Annotated in this window: 16 protein-coding genes; 9 read left to right on the forward strand and 7 right to left on the reverse strand. The window is 69.6% G+C overall.

What is annotated here, in order from left to right:
* Positions 1 to 20 precede the first annotated feature (20 nt).
* Positions 21 to 1715: a type VII secretion integral membrane protein EccD gene (gene eccD / locus H2Q94_RS03470; RefSeq protein WP_309501126.1), complete on the reverse strand. Its 1695-nt coding sequence runs from the start codon at positions 1713 to 1715 to the stop codon at positions 21 to 23.
* Between eccD and eccCa the strand changes: the two genes are divergently transcribed.
* Positions 1603 to 5544, forward strand: coding sequence for a type VII secretion protein EccCa (gene eccCa, locus H2Q94_RS03475; protein ID WP_243791944.1), 3942 nt, complete (start codon positions 1603 to 1605; stop codon positions 5542 to 5544). The two genes, eccD and eccCa, sit on opposite strands and share 113 nt — an antisense overlap.
* A gap of 241 nt (positions 5545 to 5785) precedes the next feature.
* Positions 5786 to 6754, forward strand: coding sequence for a helix-turn-helix transcriptional regulator (locus tag H2Q94_RS03480; protein ID WP_243791947.1), 969 nt, complete (start codon positions 5786 to 5788; stop codon positions 6752 to 6754).
* Positions 6755 to 6762: 8 nt separating this feature from the next.
* On the opposite strand, the gene H2Q94_RS03485 is transcribed toward H2Q94_RS03480, so the two are convergent.
* The 5 genes from H2Q94_RS03485 to H2Q94_RS03505 all read right to left on the reverse strand — a co-directional run bounded on the left by H2Q94_RS03485 (position 6763) and on the right by H2Q94_RS03505 (position 14145).
* Complete coding sequence (locus tag H2Q94_RS03485) at positions 6763 to 10494, reverse strand: hypothetical protein (protein WP_243791949.1); 3732 nt, start codon at positions 10492 to 10494, stop codon at positions 6763 to 6765.
* 350 nt (positions 10495 to 10844) lie between these two features.
* A complete protein-coding gene (locus H2Q94_RS03490) occupies positions 10845 to 11591 on the reverse strand; it encodes an ATP-binding cassette domain-containing protein (protein WP_243791951.1) in 747 nt (248 codons plus the stop codon).
* Positions 11592 to 12354: 763 nt separating this feature from the next.
* Positions 12355 to 12711, reverse strand: coding sequence for a hypothetical protein (locus H2Q94_RS03495; protein ID WP_243791954.1), 357 nt, complete (start codon positions 12709 to 12711; stop codon positions 12355 to 12357).
* A 59-nt stretch (positions 12712 to 12770) separates the two neighbouring features.
* Positions 12771 to 13007: a DUF397 domain-containing protein gene (locus tag H2Q94_RS03500; protein WP_243791956.1), complete on the reverse strand. Its 237-nt coding sequence runs from the start codon at positions 13005 to 13007 to the stop codon at positions 12771 to 12773.
* 259 nt (positions 13008 to 13266) lie between these two features.
* Positions 13267 to 14145 carry a helix-turn-helix domain-containing protein gene (locus H2Q94_RS03505; protein WP_243791958.1) on the reverse strand — a complete coding sequence of 293 codons (879 nt, stop codon included), beginning with the start codon at positions 14143 to 14145 and terminating at the stop codon, positions 13267 to 13269.
* A 253-nt stretch (positions 14146 to 14398) separates the two neighbouring features.
* On the opposite strand from H2Q94_RS03505, the gene H2Q94_RS03510 reads away from it, so the two are divergent.
* From H2Q94_RS03510 to H2Q94_RS03530, 5 genes are all read left to right on the forward strand, one after another.
* Positions 14399 to 15199, forward strand: a complete 801-nt coding sequence (locus tag H2Q94_RS03510; RefSeq protein ID WP_243791960.1) for an exodeoxyribonuclease III — start codon at positions 14399 to 14401, stop codon at positions 15197 to 15199.
* Positions 15200 to 15303: 104 nt separating this feature from the next.
* Positions 15304 to 15990, forward strand: a complete 687-nt coding sequence (locus H2Q94_RS03515) for an alpha/beta fold hydrolase (RefSeq protein ID WP_243791962.1) — start codon at positions 15304 to 15306, stop codon at positions 15988 to 15990.
* 12 nt (positions 15991 to 16002) lie between these two features.
* Complete coding sequence (locus H2Q94_RS03520) at positions 16003 to 16161, forward strand: hypothetical protein (protein WP_243791964.1); 159 nt, start codon at positions 16003 to 16005, stop codon at positions 16159 to 16161.
* A 160-nt stretch (positions 16162 to 16321) separates the two neighbouring features.
* Positions 16322 to 16867: a DinB family protein gene (locus H2Q94_RS03525; RefSeq protein ID WP_243791966.1), complete on the forward strand. Its 546-nt coding sequence runs from the start codon at positions 16322 to 16324 to the stop codon at positions 16865 to 16867.
* Positions 16868 to 16959: 92 nt separating this feature from the next.
* Positions 16960 to 17616 carry an HD domain-containing protein gene (locus tag H2Q94_RS03530; RefSeq protein ID WP_243791968.1) on the forward strand — a complete coding sequence of 219 codons (657 nt, stop codon included), beginning with the start codon at positions 16960 to 16962 and terminating at the stop codon, positions 17614 to 17616.
* Between the two features lie 107 nt (positions 17617 to 17723).
* Here the strand turns inward: H2Q94_RS03530 and H2Q94_RS03535 are convergent, their stop codons facing one another.
* A complete protein-coding gene (locus H2Q94_RS03535; protein ID WP_243791970.1) occupies positions 17724 to 19214 on the reverse strand; it encodes a S8 family peptidase in 1491 nt (496 codons plus the stop codon).
* Positions 19215 to 19777: 563 nt separating this feature from the next.
* Between H2Q94_RS03535 and H2Q94_RS03540 the strand changes: the two genes are divergently transcribed.
* Together H2Q94_RS03540 and trpS are read left to right on the forward strand one after the other, a co-directional pair.
* Entirely contained in the window at positions 19778 to 19987 is a 210-nt protein-coding gene (locus H2Q94_RS03540; RefSeq protein WP_243791972.1) for a hypothetical protein, read from the forward strand.
* A 153-nt stretch (positions 19988 to 20140) separates the two neighbouring features.
* Positions 20141 to 21124, forward strand: a complete 984-nt coding sequence (trpS, locus tag H2Q94_RS03545; RefSeq protein ID WP_243795502.1) for a tryptophan--tRNA ligase — start codon at positions 20141 to 20143, stop codon at positions 21122 to 21124.
* Positions 21125 to 21151: the final 27 nt, after the last annotated feature.

Raw genomic sequence — 21151 nt, forward strand, 5'->3', positions numbered from 1 at the left:
ACTCCAACAGGATCGTGGGGTCACCCGGCCAGGCCGCGGACCAGCATGTAGGTGTCGAGCACGGCCAGCAGCAGCGGCAGCAACGACACCGCAGTGAGCGTTTCGAAGATGTCCACCGCGCGGCCCCAGTACGGGCGCAGCTTCTTGCCCGGCAGCAGTTTGCTGCTGACGACGAGCAACGTCCCGGCCAGCAGCGCACCGCCCGTGATGAACAGCATGCGGTTGAACGGATCGACGCCTGCCGCGAGCAGCAGCAAGCAACCGCTCAGCGCGTAGCCGGCGGGGACGAGGTGCGCCCAGCGCTGCACCGCACCGCTGATGTGCCGCGAACGCAGCAGCAGCACCACCCCCAGCACCGTGGTGAAGATCATCGTCCACAGCGCGGGATGCGCGAGCACGAACGTGATCAACACCAGCAGCACTGTGCACAGTGACAGGTACAGCGTTGTCATGTAGCTGTTCGCCACCGCCGAGCGTTCCACCACCACGTGGTGCGGGAACGGGTCGGTGTCCTCACCGAAGTCGTCCGCGCCGGTGGGCAGCGCGGGCAGGCTGAGCCCAGCCAGCCGGAACGACGTGGTCGGCACGAAACCGAGGATCACCACGCACAGCACGACACCGATGGCGGCCGCCTGGTACGGCTCGCCCTGCGAGGCCGCGCCGATCACCGCGGTCACCGCGCTGACCACCGCGGCGAACAGGCCGCCGACGAACAGCAGCGCCGATTCCGCCGTGCCCAGCATTCCCAGCGCCAGCGCGACGACGACGAAGACCAGCGCGCACGCGAGGCTCGCGCCGACACCGGTGTCGGCGTCGATGGAGACCGGCAGCATCCAGCCGCACACCGCCGCGTACGGCACGGCCAGTCCGGCGAGCACGGTGGCGGTGATGCCGTCCCCGCGGCTGCGCGAGCAGATCGTCGCCGCCAGCAGCAGCGCCGTCATCACCACCGCAGGGAAGAGCGTTCTGGCCAGCGCCGGGCCGGGCAGCATCAAGGTGCCCAGTCCCAGCATCAAGGTCAGTCCGCCGAAGGCCAGCAGCATCCACCGGCTGAACCGGTCGGTCCAGTTGTCCCGGCGCATGTTCGCTTGGTCCGCGACGCCGTCGACCAGGTCGTCGAAATCGATCTCCGGCAGCGCCGAGGCGCGCGGTCGTAAGTGGACGGTCTCGCCGTCCAGCAGCCCGAGCTCGTCGGCGGTCCGGTTCTCGTCGAACGCTGGTTTCCCGAGGCGCTGCAACACCCAGCCTTCGTGCTCGACCCCTTCGTCGGCGAGCTCCCCGCCCGCCTGGTGCAAGATCGCGGGCAACAGGTCGACCAGTGCGACGTCGGTGGGAAGCGCGAGCTCCACCGATCGGCTACCTACTACCAGCCGTAGCCTGCACAGCTGATTTGTGACATTCTTGGTGGCGTCTTCCACTAGGTGTCCGGTGTCCTTCCTGGCTGGCTGGCCGAGACCGTGACAGCCCGAGAACTTAGTCCCCACGCGAGCGCGCGTGCGGTGACTAGCGTTGCCGGGCCGGAAATCGGAGGGGAAACCCGCACCAGAGGGAGTCATGAGCACAACGCTCTTCCGCAGGCCGGCCCGTCGCGCCGGACCTGCGATGCCAACTGACCAGGTGGAGCTGCAGGAACCGCCATCGCTGCCGCAGCCGCAGAGCAGCAGCCTGAGCATGGTGCTGATGTACCTGCCCATGGCGCTCATGGCCGGGGCCATGATGATGATGATGATGCAATCGGGCGGCTCGGGCGGCCCGATGCGCTACATCGGTGGCGGGATGATGGGCGTGGCGATGATCACCATGGTGGTCAGCCAGCTGTTCCGGGCGCAGAACGACCGCAAGCACCAGCTCACCGGCGACCGCCGGGACTACATGCGCTACCTGGCGCAGACCCGGCGCCAGGTGCGCACGACCATCGGATCCCAGTACCGGGCCTCCACGTGGGTGCACCCCGCGCCGGGTTCGCTGTGGTCGCTGGTGCTGAGCTATCGGATGTGGGAGCGCCGAGCCGCGCACGAGGACTTCGGCGAAATCCGCATCGGGGTCGGCAAGCAGCAGGCCGTGGTGAAACTGGTCGCGCCACAGACGAAACCCGTTGAGGACCTCGAACCGCTGTCCTCGCACGCGCTGCGCCGCTTCCTGCGCGCGTACGCGACGCTGCCCGCGGCGCCGATCGCGGTCTACCTGCGGGGCTTCGCACGGGTCCAGCTGCGCGGCGAGCGGGCGGCCGAACTCGGCCTGGTGCGCGCGATGCTCTCGCAGCTCGCCTCGTTCCACTCGCCCAGCGACGTGGTCATCGCCGTGTGCACGGCCGACGAGCACCGCAGCGACTGGGACTGGGTGAAGTGGCTGCCGCACGCGCAGGACGACGATCGCCGGGACGGCGCGGGGCCGCTGCGCATGATCTCCGACAACGTCACCGAGCTGGAGTCGATGCTCGGCGGGGAGGTTTTCACCGAACGCCCCCGTTTCGAACCGTCGACTCCGATCACCGCCAGCGAATCGTTCGTCGTGATCGTGGTGGACGGGGTGACGATCCCCGCCGGGCACCGGTTCGCCGGTAGTGGCTACCGCAACGCGGTGGTGATCGACCTGAACGGCGCGCTGAAGTGGGTGGCCGACCGCTCGGTGCTGCACCTGGAACTGGACTCCGAGGAGATCCGCACCGTCAGCTTCGACCGGGCCGGGCGGGAGAGCACCAAGCCGCTGTGCAAGCCGGACGCGATGAGCTACGCGGCGGCCTCCGCGCTGGCCCGGTCGATCTCCCCGAACCGGGTCGGTACCTCCAACGACACCAGCGAACCGCTGGCGACCGACTACGAACTGGCCACGCTGGTGGGCATTTCGGATGCCCGGACGTTCGACGTGGACCGGCTGCGGCGCGGCCGGTCGGCCTGGCAGCGACTGCGGGTGCCGATCGGCATCGCAGGCAACGGCACGCCGATCGAGCTGGACATCAAGGAATCCGCCGAAGACGGCATGGGGCCGCACGGCATGCTGGTCGGCGCGACCGGTTCCGGCAAGAGCGAACTGCTGCGCACGCTGGTGCTCGGGTTGGTCACGACGCACACGTCGGAAGACCTGAACCTGGTGCTGGTGGACTTCAAGGGTGGCGCGGCATTCCTCGGGTTCGAGAAGCTGCCGCACACCTCGGCGGTCATCACCAACCTCGTCGACGAGCTCGAACTGGTCGACCGCATGAAGGACGCGTTGACCGGCGAGATGAACCGGCGTCAGGAACTGCTGCGCGCCGCGGGCAACTACAGCTCGCGACGGGACTACGAGAAGGCACGCCGCTCCGGTGTCCCGCTGGACCCGCTGCCCGCGCTGTTCGTGGTCGTCGACGAGTTCAGCGAAATGCTGGTCAGCAAGCCCGAATTCATCGACGTGTTCGCGATGATCGGCCGCCTCGGCCGAAGCCTCGGCGTCCACTTGCTGCTGGCTTCGCAGCGGCTGGACGAGGGGCGCATCAGCAAGGTCGAAACGCACCTGTCCTACCGGATCGGGCTGCGCACGTTCTCCGCCATGGACTCCCGCGCGGTCATCGGTGTGCCGGATGCCTACGAGTTGCCCTCCACGCCAGGCAACGGCTACCTGAAGTCGGACACCCAGACCATCACCCGGTTCAAGGGCGCCTACGTCTCGGGTCCGTACCGGTCGCCGCGCAGGCAGCGCAGCCGGGAGGTGATCGAGGAACAGCTCGTTTCCTTCGGCGCCGACTACATCGAGCCCAGGGTGCGCCGCACCGAGGCACCCGTTGAGGAGAACGAGGAGAACGAGTCCCAGCTGTCCGTTGTGGACGTTCTGATCGACCGGCTGCAAGGGGTCGGCCCTGCCGCGCACCAGGTGTGGCTGCCGCCGCTGCGCGAAGCGCCGACCTTGGACGAGCTGCTGCCGCCGCTGCTGGACGAGCCGAACACGGGAATCCGCGTCGCCGAGCGCAAATCCCTGGAAGGGCTGCGCGTGGCGATCGGTCTGATCGACCTGCCCGCCCAGCAGCGCCGCGAACTGCTCCGGGTCGACCTCAGCGGTTCCGCGGGCAACATCGGCATCGCCGGTGGCCCGCAGAGCGGCAAGAGCACGCTGATCCGCACCATCATCACCGCGCTCGCGTTGAGCCACAGCGCGCGCGAGGTGCAGTTCTACTGCCTGGACTTCGGCGGCGGCACGCTGGCCGGGCTGCTCGGCCTGCCGCACGTCGGCAGCGTCGCCGGTCGGCTGGACCGCGACCGGGTCAGCCGCACCGTGCGGGAAGTGCTGAACCTGCTGACCCGGCGCGAACTGTTCTTCCAGAACAACGGTTTGGACTCGATGGCCGCCTACCGCAAGGAACGGCGCAACGGCAAGTTCACCGAAGACCCTTACGGCGACGTGTTCCTCGTCGTCGACGGGTGGTCGACCTTGCGCCAGGAATTCGAGGACATCGAAGAGCTCTTCAAGGACATCGCCACCCGCGGGCTCACCTACGGCGTGCACCTGATCATCGCTTCGCCGCGCTGGTCCGAGATCCGGACCTGGATGCGGGGCGTGCTCGGCACCAGGCTGGAGCTGCGGCTCGGTGATCCGATCGACTCCGAAGTGAACTCCCGCCTGGCCGCGAAGGTGCCGAACCTCCCCGGTCGCGGGCTCACCACCGAGAAGGAGAACTTCTCGGCTGCGTTGCCGCGCATCGACGGCAACCCGGACACCGACGACCTGGCCGAAGCGGTGCAGGACGTCGTTGACGCGATGACCGTTCCCGGTGCCCCGAAGGCACCGCCGGTCCGGTTGCTGCCCACCGAGGTCGCCGCGGCCGACCTGCCTGCGCCGAAGACCGGACCGCTCGGGGTCGCGCAGATCCCGCTCGGCCTGGACGATGTGGAGCTCGCCCCGCTGTGGCACGACTTCGACGTCGCACCGCACTTGATCATTTTCGGGGACACCGAGACGGGCAAGACCAACATGCTGCGCCACATCGCGCGGAGCGTCGTCCAGCACTACACCCCGGACAAGGCGCGCATCATGTTCGCCGACCTGCGTCGCGAGCTGTACAACTCGGTTCCGAAGGAATACCACCTCGGCTACTCGGTTGCCGGTGACAACTTCGGGCAGACCGTGAACGAAGCCGCCCAGCTGCTCACCAAGCGGCTGCCCGGGCCGGAGATCACACCGGAACGGCTGCCGAAGCGGGACTGGTGGCAAGGCGGTGAGTTGTACATCATCGTCGACGACCACGAGCTGATGGCCGGATCGGGCAGCAACCCGATGCAAGCGCTGAACTCGTTGCTGCCGCAGGCCGCCGACATCGGGCTGCACCTCATCATCGCCCGCAGCACCTCCGGCGCGAGCAGGGCGATGATGGACCAGACGATCCGGCGAATGTGGGACCTCGGAACACCGGTGGCCTTGTTGTCCTGCCCGAAGGACGAAGGCAGGTTCCTCGGCGACGTCCGGCCGAAGACCTTGCCGCCGGGCCGCGCCCAGTTCATCAACCGTCGCCGCCAGGTCCGCCTGCTGCAGACCGCGATGCTGGAGGAAGCAGGAACGCCGGCGCCCACCGGGTGAAACCACCGAGCCCCGGCCGGTCGTCCGACAGAGGTGGCGGTGACGCGTGGTCGCCGGGCACCAGGCCGACCGGGGCGACGGGCCGGGCGCGGGCAGCCGGCCGGTGCCCCGGCTTCGCCTGGGTGCGCCGTGGCGGCGCCGGGCGGTGTCCGCGGAGAACTTCGGGCCACGATCCGGAACTATCGGGACGGCCTCGGCCGGACCGGGCTGTTCCGGCGGGGGATTGTGCAACCGTGGCGGTATGAGCACGGATCTACCCGCCCGGATGTTGAGGCTGCTGTCATTGCTGCAGAGCAAGCGTGCATGGCAGGGGACGGAATTGGCCGGCCTGCTCGGCGTCACCGGCCGCACCGTGCGCCGGGACGTCGGGCGGCTCCGCGAACTCGGCTACCCCGTCGAGGGCACCACGGGAGTCGCCGGCGGCTACCGGCTCGCATCCGGAACCGCACTGCCCCCGTTGCTGTTCGACGACGAGGAAGCAGTGGCCGTCGCCGCCGCGCTCACCGCTGCGGGCGGCACCGTCACCGGGATCGAGCAGAGTTCCGCGCGGGCGCTGGCGAAACTCGAACAGGTCCTGCCGACGCGGCTGCACCACCGGGTCAGCGCGGTCGGTGCCACGAGCGCCACCGCGCTGCGCGGCGGGAGACCGCAGGTGGATCCGATGGTGCTGGCGGTGCTCGCCGCCGCCTGCCGCGACCGCGAGATCGTCACCATTTCCTACCGCGCGTACGACGCGGAGACCACCGAGCACAGCGTGGAACCGCACCACCTGCTCACCGGTCACCACCGCTGGTACCTCATCGGCTACGACCTGAACGGGGCGGACTGGCGCCTGTTCCGGCTGGACGGGCTCACCGAGCCCGCCTCCACCGGCCGCGGTTTCCCACCCCGCGAGCTTCCCGCGCCGAACCCCGCCGCCTACGTCACCGAGTCGCTCACCGCCGCGCCTCACCGCTACACCGTTGATGCCACCGTGGGGGCCTCGGCGGAGAGCGTGCACGCGGTGCTGTGCGGCCCGCTCGGCGGGATCCAGGCGTTGGACGACGACAGCTGTGCGGTGCGGCTCACCGCGGACTCGCTGGAGGACATCACGTTCGACGTGCTCGCGATGACCGCCGCGGCCGTGCCGTTCACCGTGGAAGCCCCTGATGAAGTGCGCAAGCACCTCATCGACGTCGCCGAGAACCTCGCTCGGGCCGTGGCGGGCTGAACGGCCGCTCAGCCGTTCGGCACGAGTCCGACGGGCGCGGTGAGGCGGTTGAACGCGTCGCCGTCGAGTTCCAGCGACTCGGCACGCCGTCGCCGATCCAGCGCGCGGCGCAGGCGGGGCAGCAACGCCCGGTCGGTCTCGGTGAGCTCGCCGCATCCGGGTTCCTCGTCGGCGCGGAGTTCCCGGAGCAGCAGCGCCGACGGTTCCGCCGGAACGGCCCGGTCCACCGCCAGGACCCGGAACCGGCTGCCCGCGGGGAACACGACCTCATCGACCAGTCCGTTCCGGTGGAACGCCGAGGCCCGCCGCGAGGACTGCGACCAGGCGATCACTTCGGTGCGCTGCTTCGAGTTCTGTGGCGCGGCGATCCGCGGTTCGGAGCTGGCGCTGAGGAACGCCGGTTCGGTGAGCAGCATGCCCACCTCGTAGGCGTCGAGCGCCGCCGCGTCGAGCAGCCGGAACACCGGACCCCGGTGCACCGGCAGCCGCCGCAGCCCGGACAGCAGGCAAGCCTGGTAGTCGCCGAGCTCGGTCCGGTCGCCGCGCTGGAGCGCCTCGTTCACCGCGGTCGCCCCGAAATCGTCGTCGCCGAGGTACACGTGCACGGCGACGAAGTCGCTCTTGGCCTCCTTCAGCTGTTCCTCGCGCAGCGCGGGGAACGTGGCGAGGGCCGTGTTCACGGAGGGCAGCGCGGCTTCGTACGCGTCGCCGAGGAGGTGGGCGAACGCGGTCCGCTGCGCCTCGGTGCTCTGGTGGTCCGGCCCGAACTCGGGCCGTGCTTCGGCGCGGATCCACGCCGGCCCGGCGCTCTCGGCGGGCTGCTCGCCGTCGGCCTGGCTCGGCGCTTCCTCGTCGGCGTGGGCGGTCGCGTTCGCCGTGGCGTTCAGGTCAGGAGGAACGGGTGCCGTTTCCGGTTTCGGGGCGGCGGGCGGCGCCGCCTGCTCAACGGGGTCCGGTGGCGCGGGGCGGTTCGGCGCGGGTTGCGACTCGCCGACCGGTCCGGACGAGGTGACGGGCATCGCCGAGGACGTCCTCGGCGGAGCCGGTGGCACGGGCGGGGCCTTGGGCGGTGTCGGCGGTCGCGCGGGGACGGCCGTGGTCGGCTCGGCGGCCGGAGTCGAGGGCGCGACCGTGCTCGCGGCGGCACCGAGGTGCGGAAGCCGGACCGTGCCGGGATCAGCGGAATCCGTCGACCGACCGGACGTGTCCCGCGCGACCGGCTCGGCGGCCTCGGCGCTCGCAGCGGCGGCAGGTTCCGCGGCGGTCGCGGAGTGCGGGCCGCCATCTCCCTGTTCTCGCGCGACCGGAGCGGAACCGTCGTCGCCGGCGGGCGAGGTGGCCACCGTCGCGGCGGAGGCGGCCTCCGATTCGGGAGTTTTCCGTTCCACCGCAACGGGTTCGGGCGCAACTTCGGTCTCGCCGACCGGCGCCGCAGCCGTCTTCGGGGAGTCGGAGTTCAGCGCCGCTTCCCGTTCGGCGGGCTTCGCCGCCGGCTCGGGAGCGGCGCCGGCGGACGTAGCGTGCTGGGCTCGTTCCTGCGCGGCTGCCAGCCGAGCCGCGGCAGCCGCGCGGCGCTTCGCGGATTCGCGGGACAACGGCGAGGCGCCCGGTTCCCGCTTCGGCAGGGCCTCGCGGGGGCGGGCGGCCTGCGCCTGGTTCGTCGCGGAACCCGGCGTGGTGGCGGACGTCGGCACGCCGTTCGTGATGGCACCGTTGTCCGCCGTCGCCGGAGCAGCGGCACCGGTCGTCTCGGCGGCCTGCGCGCTCGCCGTGGCGGTGGCGCCGGTGACCGCGGCCCGGTTCGCGGACTTCTCGACCGAGGCGCCGGGCGCCGCCGCGTCGCCACCGGCCACCACTACCGCGTCCGCCGCGCCGCGACCCGTCGTGCCGCTCGCGGCCGAAGCACCGCCGCTCACCGGCGAAGCGCCCACCGGCGTGCGCTGCGCCTTGGCGAACGTCGCCGAGGACGTCGCCGGAACCTGGGTCGGCACCGCGGTGTCCGCAGCGGCGACGGAGGCCACCGCCGTCTGGATCAACGACCGGGACAACCGCACGGTCGCGGAGGAGACCGGATCGGAGGCCGACACGGTGTTCGGCGCGGGCGGCACCGCGGGCGCGGATCCGTTCACGGCCTGCCCCGCTCCGGCAGCGGAGGTTTCCGCTCCGGAACCGGTCGCGCCCTGCTCCGCCCCGGTACCTTCCGGAGCCGTCGGCTCCCCTGAGATCTCAGCGGACTCGGCCACCCCGCCGGCGACCGGCGCCGAAGCGGATCCGGCCGCACCGGACTTCGCATCGGCACCCGAAGCCCGCCGAATGGCACCGCCGCTCGTCCCGGCGGCCTCCGCCGCGGCGGCTTCGGCCTCGGCTTCCGACCCGTACCCCCGCGCACGCGCGTGTTGCGGCGATACCAGCGGCGCCGTCAGCACCGACGGGAACGACACCCGCGGCGCCCACTCGCCGGCGGCGGACAGGATCTCCGAGCGCATCCGCTCGTCGGCCACCCCGAGCACCAGCACGCGCAGCCGGGCCAGCTGCTCCGGCGCCAGCCCGGCCAGCAACCGGTACAGCGCGACCTGGGTTCCTTCCGGCACCGGCGCGCACGGCCAGCCCAGCGACACCGTGAACCGGTGAGATTCGAACGCCAGCCGATCCGCCGCGCCGGGCTTGCCGAGATCGGCGGCGGGCAGCAACGTGAGCCCGGACGGCACCACTTTCGCCACGATCTCCTGCGGAACCGGCCGCGGCGACGGAGCTCCGCTCCACCGGTACACCAGCGGCCCCGGTGTCCAACCGCGCGGCGGTGGCCCCGCCAGCACCGGCGCCGTCGTGCCGGTGGGGGAGTAGCGCAGCATCGCAGGGAACGGCTGCCACACCGGATTGCCCGCCTCGTCGGCGATGTAGACGAACTCGGTGCGGGTGTCGTGGCGGACCAGACCGGTCGCGCTCACGACGTCGTGCTCGACGAGTTCGGCAAGCTTGCGCAGCCACTGGCTGGAGGCGGTGCGCGGATCGGCCGGCACCAGCTGGATGCGATCCAGCAGCGGCTTCGGGAACCGCCGCAGCAACGCGGCCACCTGGTGCGGAGCGATCAGCGGACCGCCCGGCGTGCCCAGCACCAACCTGGGATGCCACGCCGAGACCGCCACCGAATGGCTGAGCACGTCATCGGCGCTCACCGCCAAGCCGGCGGGCACCGGCCGGGTCTGCAGGCCGCCGTCGGCCACTTCGCCGCGCGGTAATTGCGTTTCCCACTCCGGCTGCGGATAGCGGGCGCTGTGGAACTCGCCGGGGCCGCCCTCGACGAAGCACATCCACCGGTGGTGATCCACGCCCGCGAAGATCGATCCGCCCGCGACGAAGGTCAACGGCCCATCGGGTGCGTACACCTCAGCGGTGAACTCGCGGGCGAGCTTCTGCGCCGTGGTCTTGCCCCGCCCGTCAGTGCGGCCCAGCCCGGACACGGCCAGCCAGAGGCGGGGTTTGGCGGAGGCGTCGACCCGCTGTTTCGCCGCCGCCGTCAACGCCATCCGGCAGGCCTGGCGCAGCGCGCTGCGGAAGGAGTTCGTGCGCACCGCGATCGAGGACGCCAGCACCAGTCCGTCCCCTGGCGCGACCGGAATCCCCTGGAACACCCGGCGTTCGGGTTCGTCGCCGTCTCCGTGCAGGATCAGCACCGTCGAGCCGTGCGCCTCGACGGACAGGTCGCGCACTCGCACGGGTCCGGGAACCTGTTCAGGCATCAACAGCTCTCGTTCTGCGCCGGGCGGTCACACCGTCGTCGTCACCGGAATTCAGCGAGCGGGCCGCCGGACTCGCGGAAGGAGGCGGTACCTCGGCGCGGCGGTCGGTGGGGGATTCCCACGCGGGTGCCTTCCTGGCGTGCCGCGCGCACCCATGATCGCATTTTTGCCGAACGGTGTCGTCGGTCATACCCCGAGCTGGGAACGAGGCGGTGAGTGCGAATTGCTCCGGGCCAGCTCACCGCGCTTCCGCCGGTGAGGGGCCGTCGTACCGGCCGTACGCGGCGCCGGAGCTCGTCGTCGCGGGATCGGCGCCGATCCCTTGCCCGAATCAGTTCGACGAGCCGCGCTCACGCGATCTCGGAAACTTCGCCCTCCGGGCAGCAGGGGCACTCCACGGACCGTTCTTGATCTTTTGTGACTCGACCGGATTTCAGCGAAACGATGCGATCGGAGTAGGCGACGGAGGTCGAATCGGCGGTGAAGAACACGACCGTCCGGCCGAATTCGGTGCAGCAGCGGCGCAAAAGCCGCAACAGGTGCCGGGCGGTGACCGCGTCGAGCGACTTCATCGGCTCGTCGGCGAGCACGATGTCGGGCTGTTGCACCAGAATCCGCGCCAACGCGATCCGGTGCCGCTCCGATGGGGACATCCGAGTCGGGCGTTGCGCCAGCAGGTCCCGCACCGCGAGAACGTCGAGCACCCTCTCCAGCAGCGCCGGATCGGGCCGGGTGCCGGAGACGTCGAACGGCAGCAGCACGTTGTCCAGCGCCGTGAGTTCGGGCAGCAGGTTGCTCTGCGGGAAGAGCATGCCGACGCGCTCGCGGCGGAACTCGGCCAGGTCGACCTCGCTGAGCGAGGCGAGGTCGGTGCCCTCGACGGACACGGTGCCGGACGTCGGCCGCTCCAGCCCCACCAGACAGCGCATCAGCACCGATTTGCCGGAGTTCGCCGCCCCGATCACCGTCGTGAACCGTCCCGGCACGATGCGCAGGTCCACCGCGTCCAAGGCCGTGATCTCTCGGCCTGGTCGACCGAAACGCTTGGTGACCCGCGAGGCGACCGCTCCGCCGCTCACCGGGATTCCTCCGGACATGTCGTCCTCCTCGCCGCTACGCCGGCCGCCGCTGCGGCCGGTCGTCTGACACGTTCACCCATCGCGGGTGCCGGGCGGATCAGCCCATCGGCCGGAAAGGTCTGCCACATCGGCGTACCAAGTGTGTGCTGTTCGTAGGACGCGCGAGCTGACCTGAAGTTGCTCGAACGCCCCTTTCCGGATCTTGCTCCGCGCGGTGGCGGGCGGCGAAAACCCGGCCGTGCCGAGGTTTTCGCGCACTGAGCACGAACGCCCGCGCCGTTGCGGCGGTGAGGGAGCCGGGCCGTCGGGGCGACGGCGTGCGCGGATCCGCATCCGCTGGATGGCCGAGGCCGAACGGTGTGGGCACCGACGCCGCGCTCATGATCGAGTGTGCTGCACGGGCCGCCCGTGCCCGGCACGCGCTCCACCCGCTCGATGCGCGCGCTACCAGCGATTTCAGAAGGATTCGCTCGGTTCGAGCGAGTGTTCGCCACGGCGATGTCCTGAGAGTTCAACGGGAGTTGGTCCGATCGCACCCCGTTCTCGACCTTCGGTCGACCGGGCGGGGAATCCGGCGACGGCCCGCGAGCGACACCGAGTCGCACCGCGCCGAAGCGTTGCATCGCGGCAGCGGGGAGGGGTTTCCGCGTCGTGGCGGCGATCCCGCGCTCGACCCGGAGATCTCCGAGGAGCCGCGCGGATCGTCTGCCTGCGCGCTTCGGCGAAAGTCCTGCCGATACCGGGGGCCGGCGGGGGACGGCGTTGGCCCGCGCCGGTGACCTCAGGCGGAAGCGGCGAGCCAGGCGGAGCGGCCTGCGTTCGTCGGCACCCAGCAGCCCTTGGTCTGGGCTGGGGGGTCCGCCTCCGGGTTTTCCAGCGCCAGCGCCGCTTCGATGACGTCGGTCGCCTGCCCGGTGGTCCGCCACAGGACGGTTTTCGGGAACAGCACGTCCGGTTCGTCGCCGGGGATGCGGGCCGCGTCGGCGTCGTCCTCGCCGTAGAGCTGCACGATGTCGATCACGCCGTGGTGCACTCGGATGCCGACGACGGCGATCAGGGTGCCGTTCGAGTCACGAGGGTGCGCGAAGTGGAAGTCGCGGGCGATGAGTGCCTGCAAGCCGTCCGTTATGTCTTTCATGACGCCACCGAAGGTCTATGCGCGAACGCTGGTCGAATGCTGGTGAGAGCGCTGACGGGTTAGACGATCAAGTCATCGAACTCGCCGTCCTTGGCTCCCGACAGGAAGGCCGCGATCTCGTCTCGGGTGTAGATGAGAGCGGGGCCGTCGGGGTAACGCGAGTTGCGGACGGCGATCTCCCCGTCCAGCAGGGAGGCCAGCTCCACGCAGTTGCCCACCGAACCGCTGTAGGCGCTCTTGCGCCAGGCGGCGTCGGCAAGGTGCCCCGCGGTCATTCCGTTTCGGATCTCCGGCATCGAAGGCCCAGCCTTTCCCCGACTTGCTTGCAACGACCAAATGCACGTGCATGCGGCCGTGCAGGGACCGTATCACTGAACGTTGAAATCATGAATGCACGTGCAGGCGCACGGGAGCGAGGGTCGGTGACGGTGCGCACAGATTCGACCACGCAGCGTCGAAGCTCTGCAGCGCCAATCGCAGATTAATCCTGCTTACGGCTGTGTGCACGATCCGCCATCGGCGCCGGGCGCGTAACAGCCCAGGCGATAATGTGACCTAACTCTCTTTGTAGAGAGCCTTGCGGGCGGCTTGCAGGGTCTTCCGGGTCGCCTCGGGGGTCTGTGCATCGACCGCGAGCCGGTGACTCACCTTGCTGTACAACTCGACGTCCTCCGGCTTGTCCAAGTACAGCGCACCGGAGAGGTGTTCGAGGTAGACGATGTCCGGGATCTCCTGCTCGGCGAACCGCAGGATGGTGAACGCGCCCTCGGCCCCGGACCGGCCCAAATCGAGCGGCAGTACTTGCAACGAGATCGTCGGCAGCTTGATCACCTCGAGCAGGTGGTCGATCTGCTCGCGCAGCACGTCCACGCCGCCGATCGGCCGGTGCAGCACCGACTCGTCGATGACCGCCCAGAGCCGCGGCGCGTTCGGCTGGGTGAACAGCCGCTGGCGATGCATCCGCAGCCGGACGCGGCGCTCCACCTCGTCCTCGACGGCCTCCGGCCTGCCCTGGCTGGAGATCGCCCGCGCGTAGGTCTCGGTCTGCAGCAGGCCGGGCACGAACTGGATCTCGTACGTCTGGATCCGGGAGGCGGATTCCTCCAGTCCCACGTAGTCCTGGAACCACGACGGGACGAGGTCGCTGTAGCGGTGCCACCAGCCGGGCTGGTTGGACTGCCGGACGAGTTCGAGGAAGGAGCCGCGCTCGGACTCGTCGGTGACGCCGTAGAGGGTCAGCAGGTCGGCGACATCGCGTTCCTTGAAGCCGACCCGCCCGAGCTCCAGCCGGCTGATCTTGGAGCCGGAGCCGCGGATCTCGTATCCGGCGTCCTCGCGGGAGATTCCGCTGGCTTCGCGCAACCGACGCAGCTGGCTACCCAGAACCAGGCGACGAGCGGTGGGGCCGCCACTCGCGGCACCATCCGTGGTCACGTCCAGACCTCCCGCATTCCATACGGTCGTTTCGACACAACGTCATGACTCAGGTACGCACCGTTGCCCGACGTGGCAGTCTAGCTCATCACACTGCACTACCTACGAAAGTTGTGAGCCGTTCCAACCGGTCGCGCACGCCATGATCAACGTCTTGCCGAATCCCCAGTTACTGCAATGTGGGGAAGTCTCCCCGTAGAGCCTCGGCGAACGCAACGTCGGTTCGTCGGTGCCGATCGTTACGCTCGTGCTCGTGTTCACCGTCTCGACCGTCAACGTCAACGGATTGCGCGCCGCCGCGAAAAAGGGCTTCATCGAGTGGCTGGCCGGAACCGAAGCCGACGTCATCTGCATGCAGGAGACCCGCGCCGAACCGGAGCAGCTCAGCGCCGCCGTCCGCGAGCCCGAAGGCTGGTATCCGCTGCTCGCGCCCAGCTCGGCGAAGGGGCGCAGCGGTGTCGCGCTGTACTCCCGCGCGGAACCGGCGGCCTCCCGGATCGGCTTCGGCAGCGCCGAATTCGACGACAGCGGGCGCTACGCCGAGATCGAGCTCCCCGGTGTGGTCGTCGCCAGCCTCTACCTGCCCAGCGGCGAGGTCGGCACGGAACGCCAGGACGAGAAGGAACGGTTCATGGCGGAATTCCTGCCCTACCTCGAATCCTTGCGCGCCCGCGCGAGCGAGGCGGGGAAAGAGGTCCTCGTCTGCGGGGATTGGAACATCGCGCACCGCGAGATCGACCTGAAGAACTGGAAGGCCAACCAGAAGTCCGCGGGTTTCCTGCCCGAGGAACGGGAATGGATGAGCCGCGTCTTCGACGAACTCGGTTACGTCGACGTCTTCCGCGCCCGCAATCCCGAAGGCCCCGGCCCGTATTCGTGGTGGTCCTACCGCGGCAAGGCTTTCGACAACGACTCGGGCTGGCGGATCGATCTCATCGCCGGTTCGCCCGACCTGGCGAGCCGCTGCAAGGACGCCTACGTGGAGAAGGCCCCGAGCTATGACAAGCGCTGGTCCGACCACGCCCCGGTGACGGCGGTCTTCGACGTGGTGTGACGTCTCGATCTCCGACGCGGATCTCGCAACCGTCGCTCTTCGGACGACCGGCCTGTCGGTCGGCGGTGCCAGAATGCCGCGGACCGCGTTGGAGGGACTCCGCCATGACCGTTTACTTGCTCGTGCCCGGCGCCAACCATGGCGGTTGGTGGTACGCCCCGCTGGTCGAAGCGCTGGAGGGAGCGGGGCACACCGCTGTTGCGGTCACGCCACATGGTCTGGACCCTGACGCCGAGCTGCCGCGAAGGGTGATCACCTTGGATGACCACGTGGCCCAGGCGGTCGAGGCGTTGCGAGCTGTGCCCGTTGAGGCAACAGCGGAGCAGGGCAGGGACGCGGTTCTCGTCGGCCACAGCTATGGCGGCAGCATCATCAGCGGTGTCGCCGATGCCGAGCCCGATCGAATCCGAGCGCTCGTGTATCTCGATGCGCTGGTGCCCGAGGACGGTGACTCATGTTGGTCCATGACCAACGATGAGGAGCACGCCTGGTACATCAGCGAGTCGGCTCGCACCGGAGCCTTTGTCGACCCGCTTCCCTTCTTCGATGAGCGGGCTCGTCCGCATCCGCTGGCCACCTTGATGCAGGCCTCCAAGCTGACGGGAGCGTGGCGACGGGTACCGGTGAAGCACTACGTCGAGGCGACGGACTGGCCGGGGCCATCACCGATGGCCGCCATGACGGCTCGGGCGCGCGCCGACGAGGAGTTCACCGTGCACTCCTGGGAAACCACGCACAACGTCATGGCGGAAGGCCCCGACCGCGTACTGGCTCTCATCGCGAATCTCTGACGCCCGCCGGCGATGGGGCTTTCGACAGCCTCAGTCGACTGGCGGATCGACTACCAGGTGGCGACGCCCGGCCTGGTCGAGCACGCCGTCGACGCCTGGGTCGAACGAGCGCTCTCCTCCGGCAAGCGCTGGCGCGACCACGCCCCGGTCACGGTGTCGTTCGACCTGTGATCGTCCGGTTGCGGGCGCAAGCATGGGCCGGTGGCGGGGTTCATGGATTCGTCGGGTGCTCGTCGCGAGTTCGGCGCGGGGTGATGGGCGGCCGAGCGAATATCCGTGGGTTCGGGAAATTCGGTTGCCGTTGAAGTGGGTTCGCGGCGAGGATCACCTCATGACCAAGCCTCGGCATCGGGCGGATTTGTTCTTGGATCCGGCGGTGGATCCGCGGGAGAACGGTGCGCCGGTGGGGGATGAGCGGGCGACGCTCGTCGAGTTCCTGCGGTATCAGCGGTTGACCTTGCGGATCAAGTGCGAGGGGCTCGATGCCGAGCAGCTCGCTCGCCGGGCGGTGGAGCCGTCGACGATGTCGCTGCTCGGGCTGGTGCGTCACCTCGCCGACGTGGAGCGCGTCTGGTTCCGTCGACGGTTCGCCGGTCAGGACGTGCCCACGCGCTACCAGACCGCGGACGAACCCGACGGCGACTTCGACGGTGCCGTGGCCGATCAAGCGGTCGCGGACGAAGCGTTCGCGGCTTGGCGGGAGGAGATCGCCTTCGCCGAGCGTTTCGCGGCCGATACCGAACTCGACTTCGTCGGGCATGACGGGAGCGTGCGATCGCTGCGCGAGCTCCTGGTGCACATGATCGAGGAGTACGCCCGGCACAACGGCCACGCCGACCTGCTGCGCGAACGGATCGACGGGCGCATCGGCGAGTAGCGCGGACGATGTTGACCGCAGCGGCGCGCGCTGACGGGCGACGAGGACCGCGCGGGTGGTTGATCGGACTTCGGCGATGTCAACCTGGACCGGTGGACTTCGAAGATGAACTGATCGCGCAACGCAACCCGCTGCCCGATGCCGTCGGTGGCAGGTTGCGGGAGCAGCTCGTGTTCCTGGCCGAGGTGGACAAGCTCAAGACCGTGCTGCGGCGGTCGCCGCTGGCCGCCGCCGATCGGCGGGAGAACGACGCCGAGCACTCCTGGCACCTGGCGTTGATGGTGGCGGTGCTGGCCGAGCACTCCGACGAGGTGATCGATGTCGGCCGCACCGTCCAGCTCGTTGTGGTGCACGACCTGGTCGAGATCTACGCCGGTGACACGCCGCTCTACGACGACGAAGGCCGGGAAAGCCAGCAACAGCGGGAGATCGCGGCCGCGGACCGCTTGTTCGGGCTGCTGCCCGACGACCAGGAGCGGTACTTCCGCGAACTGTGGGACGAGTTCGAGGCGCGGCGTTCACCGGAGGCGCGATTCGCCAAGGCGATGGACCGGGTGCAGCCGCTGCTGCTGAACTGGCTCGCCGGCGGCGGGACGTGGCGCACCCCCGGCGTCACCGCGGACACGGTCCGGGAACGCAAGGCCGTGATCGGCGAGGCGTCCGATCCACTGTGGACGGCAGCGCGGTCCCTGATCGACGAAGGCGAACGGCGCGGCTGGGTGGCGCCGGGAGAGGAACGGCCGGACTGAGGCCGATCGGTCGGTGATTCCGGCGGTCGATGGTACGGCGAATTCGCCCGCTCGACGGGCGGGACCGCGCCGGTGCGCCCTCCGCAGCAGGCGCACCGGCGCCCGGATCAGCCGACCGCGTCGAGGGCGTCGATCAGACCCGCGCCGTAGAAACCGGCGCCGGTCTCGCCGCCCTCGCACACCGCGTCCGGTTTGCCGTCGCCATCGGGGTCGTAGGCCGTCGGGCACGGCAGCGCGTCCGCCTGCCCGGACAGCGCGCCCGTCGTCTGCGGCGCGTTCCACTCCGGATGAGTGCTGCGCAGCAACGCCACCACGCCCGCCGCGTGCGGCGACGCCATCGAGGTGCCCTGCATCCAGCCCCAGCCGCCACCGGGGACGCTGGAGAGGATCCGGCCGTTCGCCGACGGCGTCTGCGGAATCTGCTTCGCGTCGCCGCCCGGTGCGGTCACCGTCGTCGAACCCAAGCCGTAGTTGGAGAAGTACGACTTCACCGAGTCCACGCCCACCGAGGACACGGTCACCACGCCGGGCAGTTCACCGGGCAGCACGGTGCAGTCGTGGCCGGTCTGCCGATCCTGCACCGGGCCGCCGTTGTTCGGGCTGTTGGTGTCGTGGATCGGCTGCGACAGGTCCCAGCCGCTGTTGCCCGCGGCGGCCACGTTCACCACGTCGTGGCCCGCCGCGTAGGCGACGGCCCGACGCACCGCTTCGGCTCCCGCGCGCTGATCGGGGTCGTTCTCGCACCACAGGTACCAGGGGTCGACGAAGTACGAGTTGTTCGTGACGTCGAAACCGTGCTCGGCGGCCCAGATGAAGCCGCACACCGCGTATTCGGGATAGATGAACCCGTCGTCGTCGATCACGCGCACCGAGGCGAGGCCTGCGTCCGGCGCGACGCCCGCGACGCCGACTCCGTTGCGGGCCGCGGCGATCGTGCCCGCCACGTGCGTGCCGTGCGCCTGGGTGTCGTCCTGCGGAGCCCACGCCTCGACGGCGGTGTTCGGAATGCCCTGATCGGCGCAGCTCACCGACTTCGACAGGTCCAGATTCGGCTTCAGGTCCGGGTGTTCCGGGTCGATGCCGTAGTCGAGCACGCCGACGGTGACGTCCTCGCTGCCCTGGGAGATCGCGTGCGCCTGATCGGCCTTGATCAGCGGCAGGTCCCACTGGTCGGTTTCCAGCGGCTCTTGCCCGCTCACCGCGGCGGGGCGCGGGTCGGCGGTGCCCTCCAGCTGCTCCAGCCTGGTGCTCGGTGGGGCGGGCGGTAGTTGTTCGGCGAGGTTGCGGCTCGCTCCCGCCTGGTCCACCGCGGGTTGCGTGCGCACGGCGGCGGCGAAGCCCGGATCGGTGGAGGTCGCGACGACCACGCCGATCTGCGGCCAGCTCTGCACCACGGTGCCGCCGACGGCGCGCACCGAGTCCTCGGTCGAACGCAGGCCGTCACCCGTCGGCCCCAGGACGACGAAGTGCGCGGGCGCGGCAGCCTCGGCCGCCGTCGCGGCGGGCGCTGAAACGGGTGACGGAACGGCGGCGACGGCCGGGATCAGCAGGCTCAACGCCAACGCGGAACCCGCGATGCGCAGGGATTTCCCGGGCATTCGCGATGTCGATCGATGTGGTGACACGTGTCCTCCCACGGCACGCTCGTACCGAGCGATCAGTGAATGATCGTCGGATACTCCGCCTATCCGGGGATCTTGGGTAGGGCGAAAAGGAGTAATCCGGCGTATTCGAGGTGTGCGCTCGGTGACGTTCCGAGGACTCGTGGTGATCGCTGAGCTCGCCGCGTTGAGGCTCCTCCGTTCCGGGGAGAGCTCTTAGGGCGAATGCGCCAACGCCTTGCCGGTCTTGCCGTCTACCAGAGTTATGGCACTCGTCACGGGTGGAACCGTGTTAATTCATCGCATCGTGCGAGCAAGTCCCGCTCACCAGCTGCGATCAGTGATGATCGTCGGTTCGGGTACCCGCTGCGGCCACGCTTCAGGGGGTAAATAGGATCTTTGCGTTGTGGCCGGTTTACGCAACGCGACTGTGGTGTTCACTTGCGATCGGTACGGTCCGCAACCGGATCGAGAGTTCTGTGACCCGTACGGGTTAACCGTTAAGGGAGGCAACGCTCGTGCGTAGCCGATTTACTCGCGTGACCGCGCGAGGATTGGTAGTGGGGCTGTTGATGGCCACCACGATCCTGGGTACCGCCACCGCGCAAGCCGCGGGCGGTGACCGGATCCTCGCGCAGGACAACATCTTCGAGTTCGCGGCGACCCCGGTCGGTCTCGCCGCCGTCGGTTTCGGGGTCGTGGGCATGCTCGCCGGCGTGCTCCGCCGCAAGAAGATCGAGATCCAGCCGGAGAACCAGCGCAAGGGCTGACCGCGAGCGCGCTCACCGCCGAGATGCGCGACCCGGTCCCCCCGACCCGGTGGACCTTGCGAGAATCAACGGGTGAGCAGCGACGACTCGGCCACCCAGAGCCCGCGTAATTCCGCAGCAGGCGACTCGGCGACGGGACGCGGTCCCCGTGTCCTGTCGGGCATCCAGCCCACCGCCGACTCCTTCCACCTCGGCAACTACCTGGGCGCACTGCGGTCCTGGGTGCGGATGCAAGCCGACCACGACGCCTTCTACTGCGTCGTCGACCTGCACGCGATCACCGTCGCGCAAGATCCGGAGCTGCTGCGCAAGCGCACCCGCGTCTCCGCGGCGCAGCTGCTCGCGCTGGGCATCGACCCGGACGCGTCCACCTTGTTCGTGCAGAGCCACGTGCCCGAGCACGCCCAGCTGAGCTGGGTGCTGGAGTGCCTCGCGGGCTTCGGCGAGGCCGGGCGGATGACGCAGTTCAAGGACAAGTCCGCCCGCCAAGACGCCGACCACATCAGCGTCGGACTGTTCACCTACCCGGTGCTGCAGGCCGCGGACATCCTGCTGTACCAGGCGAATCAGGTTCCCGTCGGCGAGGACCAGCGCCAGCACCTGGAACTCACCCGCAACCTCGCGCAGCGGTTCAACTCCCGCTACGGCGACACCTTCACCGTGCCTTCCGCGCACATCCCGAAGGAAGCCGCCAAGATCCAGGACCTGCAGGATCCGTCGGCGAAGATGAGCAAGTCCCAGCCGAGCGGCGTCATCGACCTGCTGGAGGAGCCGAAGCGCTCCGCGAAGAAGATCCGCTCCGCGGTCACCGACAACGAGCGCGAGATCCGCTACGACCCGGAGAACAAGGCGGGCGTGAGCAACCTGCTCGCGATCCAGTCCTCGCTCACCGGCGGCTCCATCACCGAACTCGAGGCCGAGTTCGAGGGCAAGGGCTACGGCGACCTGAAAAAGGCCGTCGGCGAGACCTTCGTCGAGTTCGCGACACCGTTCCAGGAGAAGGTCAACGGCTACCTGGCGGACCCGGCCGAGCTCGACAAGGTGCTGCGCCGGGGAGCCGAGCACGCGCGGGAGGTGGCCACGGAGACGCTGCGGCTCACCTACGACCGCGTCGGCTTCCTGCCGCCTCTGCGCTGAGGAGATCATTCAGCGGTAGCCTCAGGC

Source organism: Saccharopolyspora gloriosae, from assembly GCF_022828475.1.
Classification (GTDB): domain Bacteria; phylum Actinomycetota; class Actinomycetes; order Mycobacteriales; family Pseudonocardiaceae; genus Saccharopolyspora_C; species Saccharopolyspora_C gloriosae_A.